Source organism: Pseudomonadota bacterium (genome assembly GCA_027620075.1).
Taxonomy (GTDB): Bacteria; Pseudomonadota; Alphaproteobacteria; order Rickettsiales; family UBA6187; genus 1-14-0-20-39-49.
Genome location: JAQCEY010000002.1, coordinates 128,390 through 153,500, shown reverse-complemented (window position 1 = coordinate 153,500; position 25,111 = coordinate 128,390). Strand labels below are relative to the sequence as shown.

The window sequence follows — 25,111 nt, the reverse complement described above, 5'->3', positions numbered from 1 at the left end:
TGTTTTCGTTAAATGCACTTTAGAGTTTATATATATTATAAATAACTTTCTATAAGTTTTTCCGCTATCTGTACGGCATTTAACGCAGCCCCTTTTCTTACATTATCAGAAACTACCCAAATGTTAAGACCATTTTCAACTGTTTTGTCTTTTCTTATGCGTGAAACAAAAACATCATCTTCCCTTGCACACTCTATAGGGGTTGCATAATGACCTTCAATAGGGTTGTCAATAACGGTTACACCGCTTGCCTCACGCAGGATTTCCCTTGCCGTTGCGACTTCCATAGGGCTTTCAAACTCTATATTTATAGATTCGGCATGGCAGTTAAATACCGGAACCCTCACACAAGTAACGCTAACACCTATATTAGGGTCAAGTATCTTGTGAGTCTCATTAACCATTTTTAACTCTTCCTTCGTATAGTCATCATCGGCAAAAACATCTATTTGCGGAATTACGTTAAATGCCATCTGGCGTGAAAAATTTATCGGAGGTAATTTTTGGTTCATGTAAATACCCTTAGTCTGGTTGAACAACTCGTCCATTGCAGACTTGCCCGCACCTGAGACCGATTGATATGTAGACACCACTATCCTTTTTATCCTTGATACGTCATGTAACGGCTTTAACGCAACAAGCATCTGTATGGTAGAACAGTTAGGGTTTGCTATTATATTTTTTTTCTTATAATCGGCAATAGCATCAGGGTTAACCTCAGGCACAACCAAAGGCACGTCCGGATCCATACGGAAATATGAAGTATTATCTATCACGACACAACCTGCCTTGGCAGCACGCGGAGCATGAATTGCAGATACCGCACCGCCGGGTGAAAATAACGCAATGTCCGTACCGGTAAAATCATAATCATCCAGAACCTGAGCCTTTAATATCTTCGTATCACCAAAGCTGACATTCTGACCTTTTGAATTCTTTGAGGCAAGTGCAACCACTTCGGAAACAGGGAATTTACGTTCCCATAAAATGCTCAATATTTCCCTTCCGACATTACCCGTAGCACCGGCTACCGCTATTTTGTATGACATTATGTAAATCCTTATATTTTTAAGTAGTGCCTGTATATTGTTTTTTGTCATATTTTGCAAGAATTATAGCGACTATGACCCAAGAATTTTTGATTATGAAAATAACCGAATTTTATTATAAATTTGATTTTGTAATATATTCGGTGTAAATAAACTAACCGTGTCATGCTTGTATTTCAGCATCTCTTAACGTGCATAAGACCCTCAAAAGGCTAGCAGGGGTGACAAGTTGTATTATAATATTTTGTAAGCATTATTTATGCGTCTTTTAAAAACAATATCATGGCAAGAGCCTTTAGACATAGTTTCATCATTGAAAAATGAACAAGAAAACTGGATTATGCTCTATTCCGGTCTGAAAAATGATTTTACAGGCACACGCTCAATTCTGGTAATGAAACCGCAAAGACAAATAACATCATCGGATTTTAGTGAGCTTGAAAAAGCCCTATCAAGCGATAAGAGTGAAATCGAAAACGCATGGCTTGGTTATCTTGGTTACGGGCTGAAAAACTCTCTGGAAAAATTAACTCAAGATGAAGGGTTCTTCATCAACATGCCGGATATGTGGATGATTAATTTCGGGCTTTTACTTATATTCGACCATAAAAAGAAACGTATAGACATATGGGGACAGTCCGAGGAGATGTTAAATTATGTACCGGCTCCGTCAAAGACCGCTATATTGAATCATACGATAGTTAATACCGCTTCTAATATGACTAAAGATGAATATCTTAAAAAGGTCGATTATATAAAAGACGTAATATATAGAGGCGATCTTTATCAGGCTAATTTGACCCGAAAATTCTATGGTGAAATTAAAAACGCACAGCCTGTCGATATTTTTACGGAACTTTGCAAAGTAAGCCCCGCTCCATATTCTGCCATATTAAAACTGGATAACAGATTTATTATCTCTTCAAGCCCTGAAAGGTTCGTGCATGTAAGTGCCGAGGGTGATGTTGACACAAGACCTATAAAAGGTTCCGCCCCACGCTTTGATGATGCAGAAAAAGACAGGGAGTCTAAGAAAAAACTACAGATGAGCGAAAAAGACAGAGCTGAAAACCTGATGATAGTAGACTTGAGCCGCAACGATATTTCACGCCACTGCGAAGAAGGCTCGGTAAAGGTTGAAGGATTATTCGAGGTGACATCTTATGCTACCGTACATCATATGGCATCAACGGTAAAAGGCATAAAAAAACAGGGTTGCAGTACAACGGATTTGATAAAAGGGTGCTTCCCTCCCGGTTCTATGACCGGTGCACCGAAAATAAAAGCCATGCAGTTATGCTCTGAACTGGAAAAAGTAAGAAGAGGTGTTTATTCAGGTGCGATAGGCATTTTTGGAGGGGACGGCAGTGCCGACCTATCCGTAGTGATAAGAACTATCATCATTGAAGATAATAAATTCGAGTTTCAGGTGGGAGGGGCAATTGTTGCCGATTCTTGTGCGGAAAAAGAGTTTGAAGAATCTATTTTAAAAGCCAAAGCAATGTCAAGGGTGTTGGGCATAAATATTGAAAAATTAAAAGTAATTTAATTTCTAAAAATTATAAAAAAACACCTCCCTTTTGAGGAGGTGTATTTTTCGAACTGAAGGAATTGGAGTGTTGTTATTTTTTTATCTTTTAATTAAGGCTAGGATAAAATCTAAGAATAACTGAAACCGAACATTATCTACTAAGTATTTTCTTCTTAATTTTTTTATCGGGAGCTTCCCTAGTTTTTATCATAGCCCTAATAATTTTATTGTATCAATAACGGGCATTGATTGCAAGAGAAATATTAAAGTTTTATTACAAATTTTAATAAGCCTTACTTTTCAAAGACTTGCTCTTAAACAAGTTCGTAAAAAGCCTCGATATTTGAGATTTAACGATACTACCTCGGCTACAGAGAATAGGACTGACAGCTATTACAGTGTTCATTGCAGATAGATTTTATCACTTTAGGATTCTATAGAGAGTTGTTCTTTAGGGTTTACTATATTTATCGTAGATTTGTTATTGCTCCATTTCAGGCTATCGAATGAGCCGCAATTATCACAATTAGCATTCCATACGGCTTGCGATGCACTGCATTTTTTACAGTGCCAACCTGTATCGGGCGGGCATAGTTTAGCACGGTTGACCCATTTTTTTACAGCCTCATCATCAACTTCTTCTATTCGCTCAACTTCAGCCATTAAAAGGCATATCTGAGACGTTTCTTTGATATTTAGTGATACTTTCAGATGGTTTCTGGCTTTGGAGGTATTATCTGCCGCAATTGCCGCTTTAGCTACAATAATATGTGAATTTACATCATTAGGTTTTAATTTTAGCAGTCTTTCGGCGTATTTTAGTCTTTTTTCAGGTGTTTCACCACTATAAATTTCCATATACTCTTCGGCTATCAAAGAATTCGGATTAATTTTCCAGCATTTTTCAAGTACATTAACGGCTTTTCGTTTGTTGCTCTTATTTGCTTCAAGTAATAACTTTGCGTAAATAACGGCGGAAGGTGGAAATCCTATCAACGCCTTACAGGCTTTTTGTGCATATTCTATTGCCGTTTGTATATTTCCCTTTTCTTTAGCCTCAATACTTAATGCGACTTCCATCACTGCTATATCACGTTTCGCCTGCTCTTTCGTTATAAGTTTAAGCTTTGCAGCACGTTCGGTTAAATTCCGTGCTTCTTTCCAGCGTTTGGTTATTTTATAAAGACGAAGCAATACTTTATTTGCCCAGTCCGAGTTAGGCTGTGCCTGAATAGCTTTACCTGCAAGGGTTATGGCTTCTTCGGTATCACCGTCTTTTTCCGCCTGTAAAAGCAGCCCTTTTATAGCTATCATTTGGGTTTCTTTATTTTCGAGCATTGTGCTATAATGCACTTTAGCCTCACCGAAATTGCCCTCAAGCTGTGCGGATTGGGCGGCAAGCAGTTTTGTAACCGGTACGTGACCTAAACATCCTACTGCCTGTTTAGTAAGTTTTTTTGCCTGCTTTACATCTCCTGCGGCTATTGCGGCAAAACCTTCCGTCAGTGCTATAAGCCCTTTTTCTTTCTTTTTATCTTTTACTGATTTTTGATAGTTCTTAGGAGCATTTTTTATAGCCGACAATATCTGCAAAATAACGAACAGCAAAAAGAACAGAACTATAATAGAAAATACCGTGAACATAACCGAAGTTTGAATCCGGTATCCCATCCACTCAACCACTATCGACCCGTCATTTTCAATAAACCATACGGCAGAAACCGAGATAAGGGTTAATACAAGTATAAAAGTCAGGAATTTAAACATTTATTTCTTTTTTTAGGTTAGGTTTTTAAATATAATGCCGTTTTTAAACAATATCAAACCTATATTCTAACCTGCTTATATTTTTATTATACACCACCCGATTTACGTATCTTGATTTTCAACAGTTTATAACTATAGTAACGTAACTTTTCAAGAGTTAGAAATTGTCATCCCCGACTTGTTCGGGGATCTGTATAAATTAAAACGAGATCCCCCTATAATTTTCTATGAAAATTCGGGGGATGACAGCATTGTTGAAAAGTTAATTTACTATATAATCCTGTAAAAAACTTAAATATTTATAAAAAATAATGCCATATAAATCACTAAGGGATTTTATCGCCAAACTTGAAAAGGACGGTGATTTAATAAGAATAAAACACCCCGTATCCACCGAACTTGAAATGACCGAGATACAGACTCGTGTTCTGGCAGAAAAAGGACCTGCGTTATTATTTGAAAATGTTATAACACCAAACGGAAAATCAGATATACCCGTACTTGTAAACTTATTCGGCACTGTAGAGCGTGTCGCAAAGGGTATGGACTGCAAACCTGAAAATTTGAGGGAAATAGGCGAGACTTTAGCATTTTTGAGGCAACCTGAACCGCCTGCCGGTATCAAAGAGGCATGGGAAATGCTGCCCATTGTTAAAAAAGCCTTGAATATGTCGCCTAAAACCGTAAAGAAAGCCCCTTGTCAGGAGGTTGTTATACAAGGTGATGATATTGATCTGAACAAACTGCCTGTACAGATATGCTGGCCCAATGAACCGGCTCCGCTTATCACATGGCCGTTGGTTGTTACACAAGGAATAACAAAAAAAGGGCAGGACGGTTTTAACCTAGGCATTTACCGCATGCAGCTTACCGGAGCAAACACTACCTTAATGCGTTGGCTAAAGCACAGAGGCGGAGCGCAGCAGCATAAAAGATGGTCTAAGGAGAAAAACGAGCCGTTCCCTGTAGCGGCGGTTATAGGTGCAGACCCCGGCACGATACTGGCGGCGGTAACGCCTGTTCCCGATACCTTGTCCGAATATCAGTTTAGCGGATTACTACGGGGAAAGAGCGTTGAACTGGTTGAATGCAAGACCGTTCCTCTCAAAGTGCCTGCCGAGGCTGAAATAGTGCTGGAAGGACATGTAAGCCTTGACGACTATGAAGATGAAGGACCTTATGGCGACCACACCGGATATTATAATCAGGTTGAAAAGTTCCCCGTATTTACCGTTTCTGCCATAACCATGCGTAAAAACCCTATTTATCTTAGTACTTTTACGGGAAGACCGCCTGATGAACCTTCGGTATTAGGTGAAGCATTGAACGAGGTTTTTGTGCCTTTGCTAAAACAGCAATTCCCTGAAATAGTTGATTTCTGGTTGCCGCCTGAAGGGTGTTCGTATCGTGTTGCGGTAGTTTCCATGAAAAAAGCTTATGCCGGTCATGCCAAGCGTGTCATGATGGGGGTTTGGTCATTTTTGCGGCAGTTCATGTACACAAAATTCGTGATAGTGGTTGATGACGATATTAATGTAAGGGATTGGACGGACGTTATATGGGCGATATCTACCCGCATGGACCCTGCCCGTGATATGACTTTTATAGAAAATACGCCGATCGATTATCTGGATTTTGCCTCTCCCGAACCGAGTTTAGGCAGTAAAGTCGGTTTTGATGCTACGAATAAAATAGGTGCGGAAACAAAACGTGAATGGGGTACTAAGATACAAATGGATAAAAATGTCGTAGATAAGGTAACGAAAATGTGGGACGAGCTTGGAATCGGCAGCAGCGGCAAACCTATATGGTAGATTAGTCGTTTAGTCCCAAGATGCGCCGCCCTCTGAACCCTAAACAACCATGCGGTCTAAAAAATAAGATATGGCAATAACTTCCTAAACTAAAAGGCAATTTTTACCTCTTTTTATATATTTTAATCATAAGCATAACTCCGTTCACATCGACAAAGTCATCTAGATACAAGGCGTTACAAGACTTGGCACGCCTATTGCTTATATTTGGTTGGAATGAATTTTCCATATCGCAAAGAAGCGGTATCATAAAAATATAAGTAATATAATGAATCTCGGGTTACTGGACATTTTAACGGCACAGCAGGTAGAAAAGCCTGATACTAGGAGGAACGGTGATAATTCGCCGTCCGCCCATTATGCCGAAAGTGACCGGAATTTCAAAGATTACGTAGATAATGATAAAAAACTACCGTCAGGCATAAGCAACGACGATATAATCAATATATTAAAATCCTTAAAATCACAGAATATAGACCTTGGCAAGATAGATTTCTCGGACGATGCTTCTTTAGGACGGTTGATAGGTAATTTACAGAATTCAGGCACAAATAACGCCTTACTGCAAAAATCGGGCAATAAGCAAAATTTAGGCAATCACATATTGGAGGGCTTGCTTTCATTGCAGGAAGCCGAAGGTTTGAACACACAGATAACACCTGTAGGCGATATAATAGGCAACTTAGGCAAGGCAGTATCGTCAATTTCTAACGAGATAGCAAACGCAGGGCTGCAATCCTCTGCAAAAGCCCAAATAACCGCACTTGATAATATTGAAATATCAGGTGATACGCCTGAAATTAACAGCAACCTTTTACAATCACAACAAACAAACACACAGAGTCTTAGCGGTATCGCTAATATCAGCGAAGGGCAGATAGCAAAAGTTGCAGAAGATGTCATACAAACAGCAAAAACAATTGCCGAAGAGCCACAGGTTCAGCAAACAAATATCAGATCCGATCAGGTAAAAAGCCTGCTAAATATTAATCCTGAGGACAAAAAAGTCGATAATAACAGGCAGGAAAACCTTAATATAAACAACTTTACAAGTAAGAACGCCGATATTTTGAAAAGCCTTATTTCAGGTGATTCACAAAACACTCAGGAGTTAACTAAAAACTTACAGAATCAACTGGACAACCAAAAGATAGCGTCAAACAAGTTAGCACAAAACCCTGCCAATACACAGGCAAGCGGGCTACAAAACAACCTTTCAAATAACAATTCAAACAGCTTCCAAAATTCTTCAGAGTCATTGACTCCGTCATCGGTGCAGAATTATTCGGACGCTCCTGTTAATAGCGGAGAGTTCATCAAATTCCAAAAATATGTTGATACGGTATCCAACAACATAAAGAATATGGGAGCTTTAAAGGCAGATAAGGCAAATGACGTAATGGCTCAGATAAAATTCGGCATTTCGTCACTAGGTGCTAAGGGTGAAAGTAAGATAACAATCCAACTGCACCCTAAAGAACTCGGCAGCGTTGATGTCCGCATAGAAACAGGTCATGACGGCAAGACCAAAGTTGCCGTTATGGCAGAGAAAATAGATACGCTAAACCTGCTTCAAAAAGAGTCCGGTTCGCTAAAAGGACTATTACAAGACGCACTTCAGACACAATCGGGCGATTTGAGTTTCAGTTTCCACGAACAAAGTGATGAGAAGTGGAAAGAAATAATAAAAGAAGCATTCGGCAAATCATACGCACAAAATAATGAAGATGCCGAGGATAACGGCATTGAAGATATTTCACAAATTTACAACCGTAGCTTTGTAATGAAAGACGGTTTGGACATAAGGGTATAAGGGAGATATATTATGGCAACAATAGAATCAAATGCAGCATCAAGCATAGGGCTGGCATCTACGACAAAAACAAAAAGCGGGGAGGATTTCGACTCATTTGTCGGCACAAGGGAAGACTTCCTGACGATACTCCTTGCCCAGTTAAAGTTTCAAGATCCGCTTGACCCGATGGAGGGAACGGAGTTCATCGACAGTATTACAAGGCTATCTTCAGTTGAACAGTCAATAAACCAGAATGCCCACCTTGAATCAATAGAATCATTATTAAAGGCAGAACGTGATAATTTCGGCTCACCGGTGTCATACCTTGATAAGGAAATAGAGTTCAACACCCCGATTGTAAGCCTTAAAGACGGAAGGGCGGAATTTTCATACGACATTCCCGAACGTCCCGATGACGTATTTATAGTTATTCAGGATACTCTAGGAAATGTTGTAAGGCGTGCCAACGGTGAAAAAGTCAGCGGCAAAAACACTATAGTCTGGGACGGTCTTGATAATGCCGGCAACCCTTTATCTGACGGAGAATATTTCGTTACGGTCGATTACGCTATCGGTGAAGGGGAAGATGCTAAAATAACATCAGTCGACACCGTAACAAAGGGAATAGTAACAGGAGCGAATTTTGAGTCGGACGATGTAGTTTTACTGGTAGGAAATATAAAAACATCGGTCGGGGATATTATCTCCATCCGCTCGCAAAATAATTAGGATAACTAAGTGAAGAAAGCTAGGGAAACCTAAGCAACTAATGACTAATAACTTACATAAGGAGGATAAATTATGGGATTATCAGGAGCAAGGAACTCGGCAGTAACAGGGCTACAGGCACAAAGTACCAGTATCTCGATTAGTGCCGACAATATCGCAAATGCGTCAACACCCGGTTATAAAGCGGTAAAAAGCCAGTTTTCTACGCTTGTTACAAACACTAACTCAGGTGTCGGTTATTCAAGCGGAGGTGTGTCGGTTAACGCAAAAAGCATCATAGAATCACAAGGCTTGATTGAATCAACCGGAAGGGTGACAGATCTTGCCATATCAGGCAGCGGATTCTTTGCGGTACAGGACGAAAGCGGTACATTATTGCTTACTCGTGCCGGTTCATTCGATATTAACAACAAAGGCGAGCTTGTAAACCCCGAAGGTCTACAGTTGCTTGGCTGGCCGCTTGATAATGACGGCAGAAAACCGGGTGACACGGGCAACCTTAATACTACGGCAGCAGAATCAACCAGCTCGTTAGTAGTAGTTGACACCAACGCCGCAAGCGGTACGGCATCTGCAACCACTACAATATCCACAGGTTTGAACCTTAACTCCAGTCAGGCGGTATTTCAAGGTGCTACCGTTAATCTTGCCCCCGGCTCATCTTCTGTTAACGGTTCTATTAGCGAAGATGACATAGTAGTTCCCGTTGCCGGAACACAAAAAGGAGATAGCATAACCGTAACATCGAACGGTGTTGCTTCTACCCTTGTTTATGGCGGTTTTGCCGAGTCTTCCGATATCACCACATCTGCTATTTTTGGCTCGACAACTACCGGCACCTCATTTACAACAGGCACCAACCTTGCAGAGGGTGACCAGTTCACAATTGCCACTACTTCAAGCGGGACAGTAACTTTTACTTATACCTCGGCAAATCCTTCAACAGGAATCGGTGAGTTTAATAGCCTTGATACTTTGGCTCAGGCAATTGACGCTGCAACAGGTCTTACCGCAAGAACATCGGGCGGACAGCTATTTGTTTCTTCGGTTGATGCAACGGAAGCCATAACTTTCGGCGATGTCAGCAGCAGTAACTTACATAACGAGCTTGGTTTTAGTGACCAGTTAGCAGCATCTTCGGGTGTATTACGCTGGAATACATTTTCGGGACTACAAACTCTGGTAAACGCTCAAGCTGACCTTAATTCCATTATTAACAACCCTACATCGGGTGCTAATATAGAGATATTCTCTGCCGATCCGCAAGATACACTAACTGTAACTAAAATAGATAATATAGTTACGGCAGATTTAAAATCTGACGAGAACGGGGCTATTACTTCTACCCAATTAATAGTTCCGGTTGGCGGAACTGCAATGGCAGCAGGTGATACCCTTGTTTTAGAGGACGATCAGGCAGGAGGCGGTAATAGCCTTACAGTTACATATGGTGGTTTTGAAACAAGTGACACTATATCCTCGGCGAATGCTATGTTTACAGCGACTACGACCGCAGGAACATTCGGCGGCGGTTCTATTACCGACGGTCACGCATTTACTATTAATGATGGTGGCGGTGCAACAACCTTTACATATACCGCAGTATCCCCCAACACAGCGGCAGGACAATTTAACAGCCTTGCAACTTTAGTAACGGCAATACAGGCAAGTACCGATTATATCGCAAGAATTGAGAACGATACTTTGTATATAGCGGCTGTTGATGCTGACTTAGGCTTAACCTTCGCCAACTCAAATGCGACAGACTTCTTAACTGAATTCGGATTAGCCGACGTTGCAGCTTCAGGCGGAGCTTTAAGATTTGCTACAATGGCAGAGCTTCAATCAATTATTGACCTTGACGGAGATTTTGCAGCAACATTGAACAATGCCTCAGGTAATACTAGTATTACGATAAGCTCAGCTACATCCGCCACAGGCTTAGTTATCGGTGATTCATCCGATGATTTAGTAAAGGAACTTGGCTTAGCCGATAACCACAATGTCGGTGACGGCTTTTTCACTGAAATGAGTATTACGGGAACCGTGGCGGCAACAGCACAGTCTGCGGTCGTTCCTGTAACATACAACTCATCGGATTCAACACTAAACATGGCGGGCGGTAATATTACCCCTCACTTCCCTCGTAATATCGAAGTATTTGACGCACTCGGTACGGGGCATGACTTCAGGCTTTCATTCTTAAAAGTCGGTGTCAACACATGGGCGGTAGAGTTTTATTCCCTTGCCCCGTCAGAGTTAAGCAACAGCTCTGCTGACGGGCTATTAGTAAGCGGAACAGTAACATTTAACGGAGACGGCTCTTTAAACAACGTTTCAAATTCGTTAACGGCTCCACTTACAATACCATGGTCTACCGGTGCGGTCGATAACACCGTTGTCTTCGATTTTGGAACGTCAGGGCAGCCAAGCGGCACTCCGGGAGCTACAGTTATAGGTCTTACTGACGGACTGCGTCAATTTGACTCCTCTTACAGTGTAGAGTTCATAGAACAAAACGGTGTAGCAGCAGGACAGTTCAAGGGTATAACCGTAGATGATGACGGAACCGTAAACGCTAATTTCAGTAATGGCGAGATAAAACCTATCTATAAACTACCTATAATTACAGTGGCAAACCAGAATGCTCTTTCCCCTCAAACCGGAAACACTTTTGCCGTAACTCAGGACTCTGGCGAGGTTAACCTAAAAGATGCCGGACAAGGTGGAGCTGGAACAGTAGTTGCAGGCTCCCTAGAAGGGTCTACGGCAGATATAGCTGAAGAGCTTACAAGAACTATCGGTATTCAGTCCAACTATAACGCTAATGCCACCCTTATCTCGACCGTAAGGGATATGGAAGAAGAGCTAAATAGAAGGCTATAAGAGCAGTTATGATTAACCGATAAAAAATCCCCCCTGTAATTCAGGAGGGATTTTTTTTATATAGAAAGAATTATTTAAAATCAAAATTGCGCCAATACCGCACAATTGTTACAAAATGGAGATTTGCTCGCCGGTTAGGATAACACTCGCTTCGCTACAAAGCATGCTCGTGCAAAAATCAAGTTAATTGGCTATAAAATCATGAATTATTTGATAATTAAAAAATGATATGATAATCAGGCATACTACTTAGAAGAATTATAGACTTTAATGGATTCATATATGCGTTTATCAAGATTTTTTATTCCACTAATCAAGGAGAATCCTGCCGAGGCTACAATAGTTTCGCATAGGTTAATGCTGCGTGCGGGCATGGTACGCCAAACAAATTCGGGAATATATAGCTGGTTGCCTTTGGGTTTAAAGGTATTAACGAAAATAGAGAACATTGTCCGTCAGGAAATGGATAAGGCGGGGGCAATAGAGATATTGATGCCCACCATACAGCCTGCAAAATTATGGCAGGAATCGGGGCGTTACGACGATTACGGCAAGGAAATGCTGCGTATAACCGACAGGCATGATAACCATATGCTTTTCGGACCTACCGCCGAAGAGGTGGTTACCGACATATTCCGCAAAAACACTAAGAGCTATAAAAGCCTTCCGCTTAACCTTTATAACATACAGTGGAAGTTCAGGGACGAGATACGCCCGCGTTTCGGTGTTATGCGCGGCAGGGAATTTTTGATGAAGGACGCATACAGCTTCGACCTTGATAAAGAGGGAGCTAAAAAGTCTTACGATATCATGTATGAAGCATATTTAAAGACCTTCAAGCGTATGGGTTTGACGGCTATTCCGGTCAAGGCTGATAACGGTGCTATAGGCGGTGATTTGAGCCATGAATTCCAGATCTTGGCAGAAACAGGCGAAAGCCAGATATATTACGACAAAAAGTTTGATGACCTTATAGCACAGGACGAATTGAACCCTGATGAGATGAGAAAGCTTTACGCTGCCGCCGATGAAATGCACGATGAGGCAAAATGTCCGGTTGCAAAAGAAGATTTGCGTACAAGACGTGGCGTAGAAGTGGGGCATATATTTAACTTCGGTACTAAATACACCAAAGCTATGAACGTTACTATTTTGGATAAGGACGGCAAGTCCGTATATCCCGACATGGGGTCTTACGGAATCGGAGTTTCAAGGCTTGTAGGTGCTATAATAGAATCAAGTCATGATGATGCAGGGATAATCTGGTCTGAATCCGTCGCACCGTTTAAGGTGGGGCTGGTAAATATCCGCACAGGTGATGAAGCTTGCGATAAAGCTTGTGAGGATATATATAACAAGTTGCAAAATGCAGGCGTTGAGGTACTATACGACGATACCAAAGAAAGTGCCGGGAAAAAATTCGCCTCAATGGATTTGATAGGTCTGCCGTGGCAGGTTGCCGTAGGACCAAGAGGAGTAGCTGCAGGTATGGTTGAGTTTAAAAGTCGCAAGACAGGCGAAAAACAGGAAATATCAGTTGAAGCTGCATTAGAAAAACTTATCTAAATAAAAAATTAGTATGTTTTCAAAAATTGAACGAATGATAGCCTTTAGATACCTGCGTTCCCGCAGGCGTGAGGGCTTTATATCCGTAATTGCAGGCTTTTCGTTTATCGGAATTGCCCTTGGTGTTGCTACGCTGATAGTTGTAATGGCAGTCATGAACGGTTTTCGGGCGGAGATAACCAATAAGATACTCGGTGTAAGCGGTCATATATACATATCTAGCTATGAACGGGAGATACGCGGTTTTGATGAGCTGACAGGCGGTCTTACTCAGATTGAGGGGGTAAAGTCATTATCTCCGATAATTGACGGACAGGCTATGGTAACTACCAAATACACTACTACCGGTGCGGTCGTAAAGGGCATACGCCTTTTAGATGTTAAAGAAAAGCCGCTGATAGCCGACAATATCAAAGACGGTGATATTGAGGATTTCGCCCTTGAAAACAGGATTATACTGGGTTCAAAGCTTGCTAACCGTCTTGGGGTGTTTGTAGGTGAAAAGGTTACACTGATATCGCCGAAGGGGCGTGCTACGGCACTAGGTACTATGCCAAAGCTGAAAAGCTATTATGTGGCGGCTATATTTGAAGCCGGCATGTATGAGTATGATAATAACATTATCCTGATGCCGCTGGAATCTGCCCAATTATTCTTCTCGTTCCCCGATTCGGTTAATTCAATTGAGATAATGACCGATAACCCGCAACATTCCGAGCTTATAGTAAGGAAGATAGAGTCCGTACTGGAGGGGCTTTTTATAGTAAGCGACTGGAAAACATCGAACGCCACTTTATTTAATGCCCTCAAAGTAGAGAGAACGGTTATGTTCCTGATACTCACCCTGATAGTGTTCATTGCGGCATTTAATATAATTTCAAGCCTGATAATGCTGGTAAATGACAAAAGCAATGACATTGCTATTTTACGCACCATTGGGGCAACAAGGGGAATGATATTACGGATATTCTTCCTTTGCGGTGCTTCGATAGGGGTTGTGGGTACTTTACTGGGCTTTATATTAGGCATAAGCTTTGCCTCTAACATAGAATCCATAAGGAGCAAGCTTGAGTCAATAACGGGTAATAAGCTTTTTGATCCTGTGATTTACTTTTTGTCGGAGCTTCCCTCTGATATTCAGGCTACTGATGTTGCGTGGTCTGTGGGAATGGGTCTTTTGTTCTCATTCCTTGCCACTATATACCCTGCATATAAGGCGGCAAGACAAGACCCTGCGGAGGCTTTGAGATATGAGTAAGGTAGTTATATCGCTTGATAAAGTCAGTAAAACGTTCAGGCAGGGCAAGAACAAGATAAAAGTTCTGCAAAACGCCTGTCTTGATATAAAGCAGGGTGAAGCTGTTGCCCTGATAGGTCCGAGCGGGTCGGGCAAAAGCACGCTGTTACAGATTGCCGGACTGCTGGACAGCCCTACAAGCGGTAAAATAATAATAAATGACGAAGATTGCACCAAAGCTTCCGATATGCAAAGAACTTCTATCAGAAGCAAGGATATAGGGTTTATCTACCAGTTCCACCATTTATTGCCTGAATTCTCGGCACTGGAGAATGTAATAATACCGCAGCTTATATTAAAAAGTTCTATGAATAAGGCTACGGACGAAGCAAAAGATATCTTAAAAAGGCTAGGTTTATCGCACCGCATAGATCATAAACCGTCCGAGCTTTCAGGCGGTGAGCAGCAAAGGGTTGCCATTGCACGTGCGATAGTCAATAAGCCGTCTATCCTGCTTGCGGACGAGCCGACAGGAAACCTTGATCCTGCAACATCAAAAGATGTTTTTGACATACTGATACAATCGGCTAAATCCGTCGGGCTTGCCATGCTGATAGTTACGCATAATCTTGAACTGGCAAAGCAAATGGATAGGATAGTAACCTTAAAAGACGGTGAGGTTGTAAAATATAAATAAGAGTATAGAAGGCTCTGCAAAAGCCAAAAACTACTCTCCCCTTGCCGGAGAGTTAAAAACACGAAAGTGTTTTTGTGAGGGGTAAAAACTCGCAAGTGTTTGTTACACCTGCATATGTAGCTCCCTTCCTAGCGGTTAGGAAGAGGGAGATGTGGTTTTGCAGAGGTTTTTATAGTGATTTAAAATGAACTTCCGCACCATAACCATAGGTTATCAATCCCCCGAATTTTCGTAGAAAATTATATGGTAATGACGCAAAACTATTTCGGTTAGCAATGCCTATTTTTTAATAACCCAAACCCTGAGGATTATCTTTATCAGCCTGATTAGGGGTTGGTGTATTAACCTCCCTATCGCTGACCTTGATGCTGTTCAAGCTATTATTCCTCATTACTTCCTGTGCGTGATTATCAATAAAATTGAAGAATCCGCCGTGATCGTCACTAGTACGCCCTCTGCCGCCACCGATGAAGTTACCGGTTTCACCGATAGTAGCACCCGCTCCGGGTTCACCGTCTCTGTCAGGGTCGACGTATAATGTATTTTTCTCGCTTAGGTCTATATCTGATTTTCTTGTGAAAACGCTAGGAGTGCTTCCTTTAAAGAATGCCTTTTCATCTCTTGCAAGCAGTGCCAGATAGTCAGGGTCATTTATTCTTTCGGCAATCTTTCTTTCATTTCTAAGAGCGAAGAAGTTTATAATGTTTGACGGAGCGGCGGCAACAGCGGCAACTCCCGATAAGATACCCGTCAATACACGCAGGTCTATCCCCTCTTCCCTCTGTATTTCTTCAAGTCCCCCTATCAGCATTTCAAACGGGGCTTTTACCGTAGCGGTAACAGTTCCGGCAGCAGCACCTATTAAAATAGAATTTTCAAGGGCAGCAACATCACGTTTGCGTTCATGGTCTAACTTAGCCTGCCTGTTTACCTGACGTATCCTTGCCAATATTGCTTCCGTCTCACCAAGGGATTGTTCGTCCTGAGGGTTTGCCTCTCCTGCCCCTCCGAACATAGGTAGCTCGGACTCATTTTCTTTTAGATATTCTTGTTTTTCATCATTTATCTCTTGTTTTAGGAACTCTCCTTTTTCCCTGATAAATTTAAGGACGGCATCATTTTTTTCTTCCGGCGATTTATCTTTTGTTTCTTCTTCCAAGGTTTTAAGGTCTGATTGAGCTTTTTCTCTGTTATCACCGAAGAACCTGCCGACTTCATCAATTTCTATATTATATCCGCCTCTTTGAGCGTTTCTGATAGGCTCACCCGTATCCCTAATCTCTTTTCGCTTTTTATTTGATAGGTCAAATACCGAATTTTTGTCACTTTCACTTATAGCGTTTTCACGCTCAACGGAAGTGCCGTTCTCATTTTCAGGACTGCGTGCTATAAAAGAAATATCCTTGTGACTATTTATAATTCTTCTCATTCTTGATACCGCCTATTAACTTACTATGCACCGTATATATTATAATTATTTAGAAACTTCTAGTAGGGTTTAAATTGTATCTATATTATATAGATTTTTTGTTACAATATAAAGGCTTTTTATAAATTAAAATCCGCAGTTGCTTTGAACTACCTTAAATTCACCTTTCGGTAGCTCAAAGCTTCCCAAATATGTTCTTTTTTCACCTTTTCGTTATCCTGCATATCGGCAATGGTGCGTGCAACCCTTAACACCCTGTTATATCCACGCATAGAAAGCCCCATTTTCTCATATGCCGTATCAAGTATTTTTTTGCCCTCATTATCAGGTGAAGCAACTTGTAACAATATCTCACCGTCTGCCTGCGAGTTAGTAGTAATGTTAAGCCCCTCATAACGCTTTGCCTGAATTTCTCTTGCCGTTTTTACCCTTTGTAAAACCTCGGTACTACCTTCCTTTGCAGGCTCTTTGCTTAAATCCATAGGGGTAACCGGCGGAACTTCGATATGAATATCTATCCTGTCAAACAAGGGACCGGATATTTTTGACTGATAATCAACGGCACATTTAGGGGCTTTATTACAAGCCCTGTCGGCATCACCCAGATATCCGCATCTGCAAGGATTCATAGCGGCAACAAGCTGAAAATTAGCCGGATATGTAACATGGGCGTTTACCCTTGATACCGTCACCTGCCCCGTCTCAAGCGGCTGCCTTAGTGAATCCAGCACCTGCCTTGGAAATTCAGGTAGCTCATCTAAGAACAAAACACCGTTATGAGCCAGCGTTATTTCTCCCGGCATAGCCCGTTTCCCTCCTCCTATCATAGCTGCCATCGAGCATGAATGATGCGGGTCACGAAAAGGTCTTACACGCTTTATTTTGCCGTCCTCAAGGTTATTCGAGATACTTTCTATCATGCTTACATCAAGCATTTCGTTGCTTGAAAGCTCAGGGATTATTCCGGGCAATCTTGATGCCAGCATTGACTTGCCCGATCCGGGAGGTCCCGTCATCAGCATATTATGATTGCCGGAAGCCGCCACTTCTAAAGCACGTTTAGCACTTTCCTGCCCTTTAATATCCCTCAAATCGGGGTAGTTGGTGTTAGCCGCCTCATCGAATTTTATCGTAGGTGGAGTAATTACCTGTGTCCCTTTAAAATGGTTAATAAGTTCAAGCAGGTTACTTGCTGCCAGAATCTCTATTTCTCCTGCCCAACATGCTTCCGGGCCGTTTTTTACCGGGCATATTATCCCCTTCCCTATTGATGCGGCGTGGATAGCCGCAGGCAAAGTTCCCGCAACGGTAGTGACCGAGCCGTCCAGTGATAGCTCTCCTAAAACGACATAGTCGGCAAGTTCTTCATTTTTAAGGACGTTCATTTCAATCATCAGCCCCAACGCTATCGCAAGGTCATAGTGGCTTCCCTCCTTGATTACATCTGCCGGTGCAAGATTTACCGTCATTCTTGAAGGCGGCAGGGAAAGTCCTAACGAATTCATCGCAGAACGGATACGCTCCTTGGATTCTCCCACCGCCTTATCAGGCAATCCCACTATGCTAAATGCAGGTATCCCTGAAGCTATATGAACCTGAACATCTATGGTTTTAGGCGTGATTCCCTGAAATGCGACGGTGTTAATATGTGCTACCATTTTATACTCATAAAAATATTTTTTTATCCGTTAACCTTTCGTTAACTTTTATCTAATAAGTTACCCTTTGTAATACACGTTTTAATTAGACAACTTAATCGAAATATACATTTTTTATAATTAAAAACAATGAAACAGCAGCTTTTAAAAATATCTAACCTAAGAACAATAGTAATAATCAGTGCTATAGCGTTGTTACTATTTTTTTCTTTTGCTATATTTCAAAATAAACGTGAGCATAATGAGACTATAGCACAAGCAAAACTCGATCTTTCGAGGCTTACCGAGATATTGTCGTCAAATGTCGAGATAGGTTTTATATCGGTTGACCAGACTTTACGCAGGGCGGTTGAACGCCAGTATTTCAATATGCTGTTCGGCAAATCGTTAAAATCCGATATGGAGCATAATATGGGCTTATGGGTTAATGAAGTCCCTCATATCAGTGCTATGATGATTAGTGACGAGAACGGATTTATCGATATAGTGGTAAGAAAAGACAGCGATGTCGAAACACTCTACATGAACGTTCAGGAAACCATCAAGAAGCATGCCGTACATCATAGAGAAATTACCGATAACAGCCTGTATATCACCCCCCTTTCCAGTGAAAAAGACAACCGGATAATCGCCAGCCGCCGTCTGGAGAATCTAAAAGGTCAGTATGACGGCATGGTGCTTGCGGTAATAGACGGCAACCTTCTTATAAACATACTAAGATCGGCATTAAACGAAAAGCAGGTACAGCTTGCCGTTACCCACAACAGCAATGCGGAAAACGTATTGTTGGCAAGTGATAAACAAAACGTTTTTTTTACACCCGTTATCAACGAGGTTACAAAAGAGCCGTCAATATCTGCCCGTATATTTGAAAAAAATGCCGGTAATAAATTCAAGCTTTATTCTGCACAGAGCTTAAAAGATATGCCGGTCTCCGTGTTTTTGAGTATTGACGAGACGGGAATTTTCGAACATTTAAATAGGGTCAGGAACGAATATTCTCTGTTCGGAACTATTTTCGTATTATTTATAGGTCTTATAATTACCTTTTCATATTTCTTTGATAAACAGGTCAAAAAATCTCGCAATGCTGAAAATAAAGCATTGCTTGCCAGTCAGGCAAAATCCGACTTTCTTGCTAAAATGAGCCATGAGCTTCGCACTCCGCTAAATGCCATTATCGGCTTTTCCGAAATGCTTGCAAAGGATTATTTCGGGAAGCTTACACCTCCGCAAACCGAACGTATAAGCGATATTAATTCATGCGGCAACCACCTTCTTGAGCTTATTAACGATGTTCTGGATTTTTCAAAAGGCGATGCGGGCAAACTAACCTTACGTGAAGAGATAGTAGATATAGGTAAAACCATTAACTCATCAATACGTATAATTGAACAAAAGGCACGCACTAACGGCGTTAACGTCATAAACGAAGTAGGGCAAAACGAGAGTTATATCTACGCTGACAGAAGAAAGATAAAACAGATAATTTTAAATCTTTTATCAAATGCCGTTAAATTCACACCTGAAGGCGGAAACATAGTAGTTTCCAGCCATTATGATAATGAAAATAACATTGTTATATCGGTAAGCGATACCGGACGCGGTATTGACTCTAAGGACATACCCAAAGCAATGGCAGTATTTGAGCAGGTTCACGGTGATGACGTGGATCAGGGAACCGGTCTCGGGCTTCCTCTGTGTCAGATGCTTACCCAGATGCATGGCGGTACTTTCAGGCTTGATAGCAAGGTAGGAGTGGGTACAACGGCAAATGTAATACTGCCAAGTTCCAGAATACGCCCCGATGTCATAGCCGAAACGAAAAAGTTACAGGAACGTCCGGAAGTCCTGATGAACTAAATCGAAAAAAAACATCGATTTTCATTTTGTTAGACTCCCTCTCCCTGTGGGAGAGGGCTTTTAATCCTAATAAAAAACCTTACTTGCCACAAACGCAAAAAAGAACCCTATCATATAAACGGCTACCGAAAGCCGGTACATAACCGAGCTTATCCTACGCAGCTTCATACATGCTTTTGCCTGTTTGGGGTCTATGGGGCAAGGTGCATTGCGGTTTTTATAGCGTACTATCCCCGATACGATAATAAGCCCCCCCGCAATGCTAAATGTCCATATTTTATATTTAGACAAGGCAACAAGCCAAGGAGCGGAACTTACCAGTCCAGCAAGAGCCGCCCCCGCCCCTATCGTCACCAGCAAGGCAGGCAACGCACAGCAAACAAGCGTACCTAATGACGTAAAAAGGCTAATAAACGGCAAGAGAGTCTGTTTCTTGCCGTAATTTTCAGCTTCATTATCCATGTTAGCAACCCTTATCAATTGCGGTTACGTTATATCCCGAATCCGTAATAAGCTTGGTAAGCATCTCGTCAGAAATGGTCATACCTTCTTTCATGGCTATAGCCACCTTCCCTTTTTCAAGGTCTACATTGATTCGGGAAACCTCATCTTGTTTACCGAAGGTCTTTTCTAAAGCCCTTGCACAAAAATCGCATACAAGACCGTTTACAGACACGGTTACTATATCTTCACATGCTGCACCCTCAATGCTACCCGTTTTCGACTCTGTGGCTTCCTCCGGCTCATTATCATGCGTATGTCCGGGGTGGTTGGCAAAAGCGTTAGTTGTTAAAAACAAAACTGCAATTGAAATTGATAAAAATATTTTCTTCATGTTATTTCTCCTTAAAATCTTATTACCGTATTAATTAAAAAATCTTTGTTACTGCTGACACCGAATTCAAACAAATACACGTCCTTAAACAGCCGCACCATCGGTGTATAAATAACCTCATCGGCACGTTTGGGACTGTGATCTACTTCCAGCATCAGCCATGTATGCAGGTCGCCATAACTACCAAGATACGGGGCTATCCCCACCCTCGCCTTTTGTTCAAAGGATTTCTCGATATCACCGGCATAGGTAAGGCGGTTTTCATATGAAGTGAAATACCTCCTTGTTTCCCAATCTGTGGCGATGCCTATTGATGCGGCAGCTTCGGTCTTATTGTCAAAAGCCCCAAAATCACTATAGGCAGCACCTATTGCCGATTTCAGATAAATATTGGCTTGAGAGCTTTTTTTATTTACTCTCTTTGCCAGATAATTTAGCTGCATACCGTGAAACTGCCATTCTTCCGCTCTGTGATACTCTCCTTTATAGCCGATGGAATACTTAGCTGTCGGTGAATAATGGACATGCAGATTGTTACTGTTCGTGTTATTCATTTGCATAATAGTCCACCCCTCAGGATATGAAACGGGGCGTGCAAACGAACTCGCCGATATCGCAATAGAGGCAACAAACATTATTGCGATATATAATAGATGCTGAAATAAATTCCGCATAAATGAAATAGAAACTTTCATTCAAATATCTCCTGTTATAGATTAGCATAAGGCACAATAATGCCTTGTAAAAAACGTTAGGAGATATGTTTGGGCGGTTGGAGTATTTTGTTTATTGATATTGATATAAAATTATCATCAAAATACGAATTTGATATTGAGATTTTTTGTATTGCATTTTTTAGCTGCACTAACGTGAAAAGACTGCCTATACAATGCTGACAACCGCAATTTTCACAGCTATTATCGTTATTTTTAACATCTTCTTCCATATCATGACACGGCTCTTCCATCATCATAGGCACATGTTCCGGGTTGCCATCTTTAACACAGCAATCAACGGCAGCATTAGCCGCACCCGAAAAGGACAGGCTTACAAAAACAATTAAAAACAAAATTTTACGTATTATACCCATATTGTTATTATAATATAAATAGCAACGGAAGTAAATATTTATAGTAATCTCTGCAAAACACCCTCTCCCTTCGACGGGGGACAAAAAGAACGAATAAAAACGTAATTTGGAATGACTACAAAAAGCTTCCTAACTTTTTTCCGCCGTAACATAAATAATATTCCAACCGGCTATAAGTTTATTGTTACTGCAAAAGTTTTCCTTATATTTTTCTTCCAACCGCACAAAGTAATCCTTACCTAAATATCTCGCCTCACGCTTTGCCTTATAGCTTGCACCCACGCCTTTTATAGAAATAAGCAGCTTCTTTAAATTATCATGCTCTATCCTTATAGTACCGCTTTGAACCTCTATATTCCTGAAACCGGTGTTTACGCACAAGCCGTTCAAATATTCCTCGTTCACAAAATTATCATTGATATATAATTCTTTGCCCAAAGATAATGATGATTCATGCAGCTCTGAAAGTGTACCGCAACCTATTGTGGCAATTGCTATTTTTCCCTTCGGCTTCAGCACATTATATATTTGCTGCAAAACTTTTTCCGCATCCGTCCATTGCAATGTAAGCGATGAAAAAACCAAATCAATCGAGGAGGAGGCAAAAGGCAGATTTTCAACGTCGGAGCGGCAGGTATATGTTCCTCCATATTCAGGCGGTGATGCATAACCGTCGGCAACCTTACACATATTATATGAAATATCTGTCTGGAATAAAGGACAATGTATCTTATTCTTTCTCAATAATTCATGCAGATAACCCGTACCGCAACCCGCGTCTAACACAAACTTATTGTTTGTTATATCGTCCTTTATCATTGAGAATAAATTATCGGCAGCCTTTCGCTGAACCGTTGCATGCTCGTCATAATTTCCGGCGGCTTTATCAAAGTCACGAGATATATTCTTTTTAAAAACCGATATCATGCTACTCCGGCTATTAATTCCCTTACCTTCTGCTCATCATGCAGGTGAGGGGCATGACCGCATTTTTCAAGTATGGCAGCTTTATATCCCGACCTTATAAGAGGACGGAACAGGTCTATCTGCGAGGGTTGTATTACCATATCATTGCTGCCTGTAATAGCCAATGTCGGGGGAACCTTATCATAGTCCGTCTTTTTGCATGAAAAACTGCGTAACTGGTCAAGCCAATATAACCATTTTATAGCGTCCTCATTATTTGCATTTCTCAATATCCTAGCGATATTACGGGCATCTTTGTCACCCTTGGCTATCAGGGCGGCAAATTGTTTTAAAGTTTTTTCAGGGTCATGCGTAAAATCATTCTCAAACTCAATAAAGCTATCCATATTTATACCGCAATATAAACCCTGTCCCGATATAAACTGGAACGGAGTGGATATCAGCACCAGCCTTTTGGGTTTTAATATATCCGCATCTATCGCCCTTAATGCCAACTGACCTCCCAAGCTCCAGCCTATCAGCATATCACAGGGCGTGTCCCTCAACGACTCGAAAAGGGCTTCGATATTATCAAAGTCCTTATAATTTATATGATTAGCTCCGGGGGCAATATTTTCCAAAGCGTCATAATCCTGCCCCCAACCGCTAAACGTAATTATATTTTTCATTATCTTGCACTTTATTATTGTCATGCTGAATTTATTTCAGCATCTGTTATTTTTTATGAGAGAACCTGAAACAATATTCAGGTTGACAAAAAATTCAAAAAACAATTATAGCAGCCTCTGCAAAAGTGTACAAACTACTCCCTCTCCCTTGGGGAGAAGGGACTAAATTTTATAACTCCTTACTCCTTTTGCAGAGGTTCCTATAGTAAAATTACCTTTTCAAAAATGCCGTCATCCCCCGAATTTTCGTAGAAAATTATAGGGGGATCTCATTTTAACTTATTCAAGATCCCCGAACAAGTCGGGGATGACAACGCTTTTTGAAAAGTTACGACACTATAATATAACATTCCTCTTTAAAACAATTTTTGCCTTATAACCGATACAATATCGTCAATATTCTGTTTAGTATGTAACGAAGAGAATGTAAAGCGTAATCTTGCCGTATTCTTAGGTACGGTAGGCGGTCTTATGGCAGATACCAGATATCCCTCATCTTCCAATATCTTTGATGCGGTAATAGTTTTCTGCTCATCACCGAATATAATCGGCACTATTGCACTTTGTGCCTCAGGTAAACCCAAAAGCTCCGTAAAATAACGTGCGTTAGTAAGAGCTTTACAGGCTTTATCCTTTTGCTGCTCTATAAGACCCACCGCTTCAATAGCAGATGCCAGCACCGAAGGCGGCAATGCCGTTGAGTAGATAAGCGAACGTGACTTGTTCTGTAAATACTCGACTATCTCGGCAGAAGCACAAATATAGCCGCCATAACAGCCCGCAGCCTTCGACAAAGTACCCATCTGAATATGAGCCTTGGCATTGGGTAAAATACCGAATCCGTGGGCATCATCGGTCATAAGCCACGCATTATATTTTTCTGCCAGATCATATAGCCGGCTAACCGGAGCAACATCTCCGTCCATGCTGAATACGTGGTCGGTAAGTATTATACAGTTCTTGTAGATATCACGGTGTTTTCGCAGCAACTCCTCACATTTTTCCACGGAATTATGGCTAAAACGCATAAGTTTCGCACCTGACAATTTTGCTCCGTCAAGCAAACAGGCATGAACAAGCTTATCGGCGACTATCAAATCTCCCACACCCATAAATGCCGGTATAGCACCCAGATTTACCAGATATCCGCTGCCGAAAACCGTAGCTGCTTCAGTTTTCTTAATCTGTGCCAGCTTTTGTTCAAGCTCCTTATATAACGGGCAATTACCCGTTACAAAACGCGATGCCCCCGAACCCGTACCGTATTTTTCTATAGCAACTATAGCGGCTGTCTTTACCTTGGGATTCTGCGACAATCCCAAATAATCATTGCAACTAAAAGAAAGTAACTTCCTGCCGTCACGGATTATATGAATACCGCCCGTCCTTGACGTTTCATGCAACTGTCGGAAAAGATTTTCTTTTTTCAAGTCAGAAATATCTAAATTTATCTTGGACAATATATCGGTCTTAACGTTCATATTTTTACGATAATAATAATTTCATTGAAAATATGTTTAACACTCTACACAAACACTTTGAATTTTCAAGTGGATTTATAAACGGATTT

At 41.2% G+C, this 25,111-nt stretch carries 20 protein-coding genes; 9 read left to right on the top strand and 11 right to left on the bottom strand.

Annotated elements, in window-relative coordinates; translation table 11 throughout:
• Positions 1–35: 35 nt before the first annotated feature.
• The gene (locus O2942_03855; GenBank protein ID MDA0781382.1) at positions 36–1,049 is read right to left on the bottom strand and encodes an aspartate-semialdehyde dehydrogenase; all 1,014 of its coding nucleotides are present in this window, start codon (positions 1,047–1,049) and stop codon (positions 36–38) included.
• Between the two features lie 259 nt (positions 1,050–1,308).
• Between O2942_03855 and O2942_03850 the strand changes: the two genes are divergently transcribed.
• On the top strand, positions 1,309–2,598 hold the full coding sequence (locus O2942_03850) for an anthranilate synthase component I family protein (protein ID MDA0781381.1): 1,290 nt from the start codon (positions 1,309–1,311) through the stop codon (positions 2,596–2,598).
• A 408-nt stretch (positions 2,599–3,006) separates the two neighbouring features.
• Here the strand turns inward: O2942_03850 and O2942_03845 are convergent, their stop codons facing one another.
• Entirely contained in the window at positions 3,007–4,347 is a 1,341-nt protein-coding gene (locus O2942_03845) for a hypothetical protein (protein MDA0781380.1), read from the bottom strand.
• A 311-nt stretch (positions 4,348–4,658) separates the two neighbouring features.
• On the opposite strand from O2942_03845, the gene O2942_03840 reads away from it, so the two are divergent.
• The 7 genes from O2942_03840 to O2942_03810 all read left to right on the top strand — a co-directional run bounded on the left by O2942_03840 (position 4,659) and on the right by O2942_03810 (position 15,071).
• A complete protein-coding gene (locus O2942_03840; GenBank protein MDA0781379.1) occupies positions 4,659–6,161 on the top strand; it encodes a UbiD family decarboxylase in 1,503 nt (500 codons plus the stop codon).
• Positions 6,162–6,429: 268 nt separating this feature from the next.
• Positions 6,430–7,974, top strand: a complete 1,545-nt coding sequence (locus O2942_03835; GenBank protein ID MDA0781378.1) for a flagellar hook-length control protein FliK — start codon at positions 6,430–6,432, stop codon at positions 7,972–7,974.
• A gap of 12 nt (positions 7,975–7,986) precedes the next feature.
• Positions 7,987–8,685, top strand: coding sequence for a flagellar hook assembly protein FlgD (locus tag O2942_03830; GenBank protein ID MDA0781377.1), 699 nt, complete (start codon positions 7,987–7,989; stop codon positions 8,683–8,685).
• Between the two features lie 72 nt (positions 8,686–8,757).
• The gene (locus O2942_03825) at positions 8,758–11,571 is read left to right on the top strand and encodes a flagellar hook-basal body complex protein (GenBank protein MDA0781376.1); all 2,814 of its coding nucleotides are present in this window, start codon (positions 8,758–8,760) and stop codon (positions 11,569–11,571) included.
• 282 nt (positions 11,572–11,853) lie between these two features.
• Complete coding sequence (locus tag O2942_03820) at positions 11,854–13,137, top strand: proline--tRNA ligase (protein ID MDA0781375.1); 1,284 nt, start codon at positions 11,854–11,856, stop codon at positions 13,135–13,137.
• Positions 13,138–13,150: 13 nt separating this feature from the next.
• Positions 13,151–14,395 (top strand): lipoprotein-releasing ABC transporter permease subunit, encoded by a 1,245-nt coding sequence (locus tag O2942_03815; protein MDA0781374.1) that lies wholly within the window; start codon positions 13,151–13,153, stop codon positions 14,393–14,395.
• Entirely contained in the window at positions 14,388–15,071 is a 684-nt protein-coding gene (locus O2942_03810) for an ABC transporter ATP-binding protein (protein MDA0781373.1), read from the top strand. Before O2942_03815 ends, O2942_03810 begins: the two co-directional genes overlap by 8 nt.
• 286 nt (positions 15,072–15,357) lie before the next feature.
• Here O2942_03810 and O2942_03805 read toward each other — a convergent pair whose 3' ends face one another.
• A complete protein-coding gene (locus tag O2942_03805) occupies positions 15,358–16,500 on the bottom strand; it encodes a hypothetical protein (protein MDA0781372.1) in 1,143 nt (380 codons plus the stop codon).
• 149 nt (positions 16,501–16,649) lie between these two features.
• On the bottom strand, positions 16,650–18,158 hold the full coding sequence (locus tag O2942_03800) for a YifB family Mg chelatase-like AAA ATPase (protein MDA0781371.1): 1,509 nt from the start codon (positions 18,156–18,158) through the stop codon (positions 16,650–16,652).
• A 129-nt stretch (positions 18,159–18,287) separates the two neighbouring features.
• Here O2942_03800 and O2942_03795 point away from each other — a divergent pair, with 129 nt between their 5' ends.
• Complete coding sequence (locus O2942_03795) at positions 18,288–20,021, top strand: ATP-binding protein (GenBank protein ID MDA0781370.1); 1,734 nt, start codon at positions 18,288–18,290, stop codon at positions 20,019–20,021.
• Between the two features lie 66 nt (positions 20,022–20,087).
• Here the strand turns inward: O2942_03795 and O2942_03790 are convergent, their stop codons facing one another.
• The 7 genes from O2942_03790 to O2942_03760 all read right to left on the bottom strand — a co-directional run bounded on the left by O2942_03790 (position 20,088) and on the right by O2942_03760 (position 25,022).
• Complete coding sequence (locus O2942_03790) at positions 20,088–20,483, bottom strand: hypothetical protein (GenBank protein MDA0781369.1); 396 nt, start codon at positions 20,481–20,483, stop codon at positions 20,088–20,090.
• A 1-nt stretch (position 20,484) separates the two neighbouring features.
• Positions 20,485–20,856 (bottom strand): cation transporter, encoded by a 372-nt coding sequence (locus O2942_03785; GenBank protein ID MDA0781368.1) that lies wholly within the window; start codon positions 20,854–20,856, stop codon positions 20,485–20,487.
• A gap of 11 nt (positions 20,857–20,867) precedes the next feature.
• Positions 20,868–21,551 carry a hypothetical protein gene (locus O2942_03780; protein ID MDA0781367.1) on the bottom strand — a complete coding sequence of 228 codons (684 nt, stop codon included), beginning with the start codon at positions 21,549–21,551 and terminating at the stop codon, positions 20,868–20,870.
• 56 nt (positions 21,552–21,607) lie between these two features.
• Entirely contained in the window at positions 21,608–21,946 is a 339-nt protein-coding gene (locus O2942_03775) for a hypothetical protein (GenBank protein ID MDA0781366.1), read from the bottom strand.
• Between the two features lie 129 nt (positions 21,947–22,075).
• A complete protein-coding gene (locus tag O2942_03770; GenBank protein ID MDA0781365.1) occupies positions 22,076–22,873 on the bottom strand; it encodes a methyltransferase domain-containing protein in 798 nt (265 codons plus the stop codon).
• Positions 22,870–23,541 carry an alpha/beta fold hydrolase gene (locus O2942_03765; GenBank protein MDA0781364.1) on the bottom strand — a complete coding sequence of 224 codons (672 nt, stop codon included), beginning with the start codon at positions 23,539–23,541 and terminating at the stop codon, positions 22,870–22,872. Before O2942_03765 ends, O2942_03770 begins: the two co-directional genes overlap by 4 nt.
• Before the next feature lie 356 nt (positions 23,542–23,897).
• Positions 23,898–25,022, bottom strand: a complete 1,125-nt coding sequence (locus O2942_03760; GenBank protein MDA0781363.1) for an 8-amino-7-oxononanoate synthase — start codon at positions 25,020–25,022, stop codon at positions 23,898–23,900.
• Positions 25,023–25,111 lie beyond the last annotated feature (89 nt).